General features: G+C 31.8%; 4 protein-coding genes. All 4 read left to right on the top strand.

All coding sequences use genetic code 11. From position 1 onward, the window contains the following. Positions 1–16 precede the first annotated feature (16 nt). Positions 17–556, top strand: coding sequence for a helix-turn-helix domain-containing protein (locus KHW44_RS07935; RefSeq protein ID WP_002836156.1), 540 nt, complete (start codon positions 17–19; stop codon positions 554–556). A 12-nt stretch (positions 557–568) separates the two neighbouring features. Beyond that, the gene (gene potA, locus KHW44_RS07930; RefSeq protein ID WP_002836158.1) at positions 569–1,615 is read left to right on the top strand and encodes a spermidine/putrescine ABC transporter ATP-binding protein; all 1,047 of its coding nucleotides are present in this window, start codon (positions 569–571) and stop codon (positions 1,613–1,615) included. Then, a complete protein-coding gene (locus KHW44_RS07925) occupies positions 1,605–2,414 on the top strand; it encodes an ABC transporter permease (protein ID WP_294685608.1) in 810 nt (269 codons plus the stop codon). Before potA ends, KHW44_RS07925 begins: the two co-directional genes overlap by 11 nt. Before the next feature lies 1 nt (position 2,415). Further along, a partial coding sequence (locus KHW44_RS07920) for an ABC transporter permease (RefSeq protein ID WP_304068122.1) occupies positions 2,416–3,063 on the top strand: 648 nt, incomplete at its 3' end.

The raw sequence follows: 3,063 nt of genomic DNA, 5'->3' as shown, positions 1-3,063 counted from the left end.
AAGTAAGGAGATAGTAATGGAAATAGGAGAAAAAATAAGATCATTGAGGTTAAAACTTGGATTGACCCAAGAAGAATTGGCAGAAAGGTCTGATTTGACAAAAGGTTTCATATCACAATTAGAGAGAGATTTGACAAGTCCTTCTGTAGATTCACTTAATGACTTATTAAATGCATTGGGAACTGATATGGCAACTTTTTTTATGGATAAGCCCTCAGTAAAAGAAATTTTCACAAAAGATGACTATCAATCAAGTGAAGATTTGAGCATGAATTCTACTATTACATGGCTAGTTCCAAAATCTCAGGTAAACACTATGGAGCCTGTTATAATTACGCTTAATCAAAAAGGAGAAACTAAAGAATACAATCCATTTGAAGGCGAAGAATTTGGGTATGTACTTGAGGGAAGTTGCAACATTTATCTCGACAATGAAATATATAAACTAAACAAGGGTGATTGTTTTTACACGAAGTGCAATAAAACTAGAATGTTAGAAAATAATGGCACAAAAATCTGCAAGGTGATATGGGTTATGTCACCACCAAATTTTTAGGGGGAATGTTTAATGGATAATATCATTGAATTAATCGGTATTAATAAATCTTTTGAAGATGAACATATTTTAAAAGATTTGAATCTTTACATTAGAAATAAAGAATTTTTGACATTATTGGGACCATCAGGTTGTGGTAAAACTACGACTTTGCGATTAATTGCTGGATTTGAAACTCCAGATACTGGAAAGATTATTTTTGAAGGTAAAGACATAAGTCATATTGCACCATATAAGAGAAATGTGAACACAGTTTTTCAAAAATACGCTCTATTTCCTAATATGAATGTATTTGAAAACATTGCTTTTGGTTTGAGAATCAAAAAAATGAACGAAAAATTAATCAGAGAAAAAGTAACAGAAGTTTTGAAACTTGTTAATTTGTCTGGTTTTGAAAAAAGAAAAATAAATAATTTGAGTGGTGGTCAACAACAAAGGATTGCTATAGCTAGAGCATTGGTCAACGAACCTAGTGTTTTGTTGCTAGATGAACCTTTGGGTGCATTGGATTTGAAGTTGAGAAAAGGAATGCAAAACGAACTCAAAAATATTCAAGAAAGAATCGGAATTACATTTGTTTATGTAACTCACGATCAAGAAGAAGCTTTAACTATGAGTGATACTATTGTTGTTATGGATAATGGTGTAATTCAACAAATAGGAACTCCAGAAGATATCTACAATGAACCTAAGAATGAGTTTGTAGCTAAATTTATTGGCGAAAGTAACATAATTGACGGAGTATTTTTGGAAGATTGCATGGTAGAATTTTCTAATCATAAATGGAAATGTGTTGATAAAGGATTTGCAAAAAATGAAAATGTCCAAGTCGTTATAAGGCCTGAAGATGTGGAGATAGTTGCCCCAGAAAAAGGACAAATCAAAGGTACAGTTATAAGCGACAGATTTAAAGGAATTCACTACGAAATGTTCGTTGACACTGGAGATTTCAAATATAAAGCCCAATCAACTATCAACAAACCTCAAGGAAGTATGGTAGGAATTAACATTGATCCAGATAATATTCATATTATGAAGAGGTGCGGCAATGAAGCTTAAGAAATTATCCATTCCTTACGCTATTTGGATATTATTTTTCATTGTATTTCCGTTGTTTCTTATAGTATACTATTCAGTTACAACTGGATCATTGAGAGATTTTTCCAATCCACAATTTTCGCTTGAATACTTTCACAGATTTTTTACATCAAAATATGTAAAAGTGCTTTTGAATTCAATAAGATTGGCTTTTATTAGTACAGTAATTTGTTTGCTGATAGGTTATCCAACAGCTTATTTTATAAGTAAAGTAGACAAAAAATACAAGGCTGTGTTGATGCTTATGATAGTTATTCCTATGTGGATGAACTTTTTGTTGAGAACTTATGCGTGGATTATTTTAACTGGTAAAAACGGGATAATCAACAGTATGTTGATACATTTTGGTTTTTCTCCAATTAAAATGCTTTACACTGAAGGAGCTATTTTAATGGGGATGGTTTACAATTTCTTACCTTTTATGATACTTCCTATTTTCTCAATATTAGACAAATCAGATTATTCACTAGTAGAAGCAAGTTACGATTTGGGAGCATCTAAGTTGCAAACTTTTTTAAGAGTAGTGTTTCCGATGAGTTTGCCTGGAGTTATTACGGGAATTACAATGGTGTTTATTCCTGCTATATCTACATTTGAAATATCTGCGTTACTTGGTGGTAACAAATACAATTTGATTGGTAATATAATTGAGCATCAATTCAGAATAGCAGGAAACTGGCATTACGGTAGTGCAATTTCTGTAGTGCTTATCATTATGATTTTAATTTCATTAGCTTTTACGAATGAGAAGGGAGAATAAAATGAAAGAATTTTTCAAGAAATTTTACTTAGCATTGGTGTTTTTGTTTCTTTACGGACCAATTGCTGTATTAATGGTATTTTCATTTAACGATTCTCGTTTGAAGGGAAGCTGGGTTGGATTTACGTTCAAATGGTACAAGGAATTATTGCACAACGAAGAAATCTTGTCTTCTTTTAAAACCACAATATTAATTGCAATATTAGCTACAATAATTGCAACAATTTTAGGAACAATAGCAGCAATAGGAATTTATTATTTGAGAGGATACAAGAAAACTTTGCTTTTAAATATGAATTATCTTCCAGTTTTAAATCCTGATATAGTGACGGCAGTAAGTTTGATGGTAATATTTAACTTGATGAATTTTCCATTCGGATTTTTCACGATGTTATTATCACACATAACATTTACAACTCCATATGTAATACTTGCAGTGTTGCCGAAATTATCGCAGATGAATAAGTTCTTGCCAGAGGCTGCTATGGATATGGGAGCGACACCTTTTTATACTTTGAGAAAAGTTGTACTTCCTGAAATAAAAACGGGCGTATTTTCAGGAAGCTTGTTGGCATTTACACTTAGTATTGATGATTTTGTAATAAGCTTCTTCACGACAGGTCATGGCGTGTCAAACTTATCAGTTACT

The sequence above is a fragment of the Finegoldia magna genome (assembly GCF_018371055.1).
GTDB classification, from domain to species: domain Bacteria; phylum Bacillota; class Clostridia; order Tissierellales; family Peptoniphilaceae; genus Finegoldia; species Finegoldia magna_I.
The sequence above is the reverse complement of the archived record's forward strand: the minus strand, read 5'-3'. Positions and strand labels throughout refer to the sequence as shown.

Coding starts and splice junctions, on each gene's coding strand:
- KHW44_RS07935 (WP_002836156.1), top strand. CDS start 17: ATGGAAATAGGAGAAAAAATAAGATCATTGAGGTTAAAACTTGGATTG.
- KHW44_RS07925 (WP_294685608.1), top strand. CDS start 1,605: ATGAAGCTTAAGAAATTATCCATTCCTTACGCTATTTGGATATTATTT.
- potA (WP_002836158.1), top strand. CDS start 569: ATGGATAATATCATTGAATTAATCGGTATTAATAAATCTTTTGAAGAT.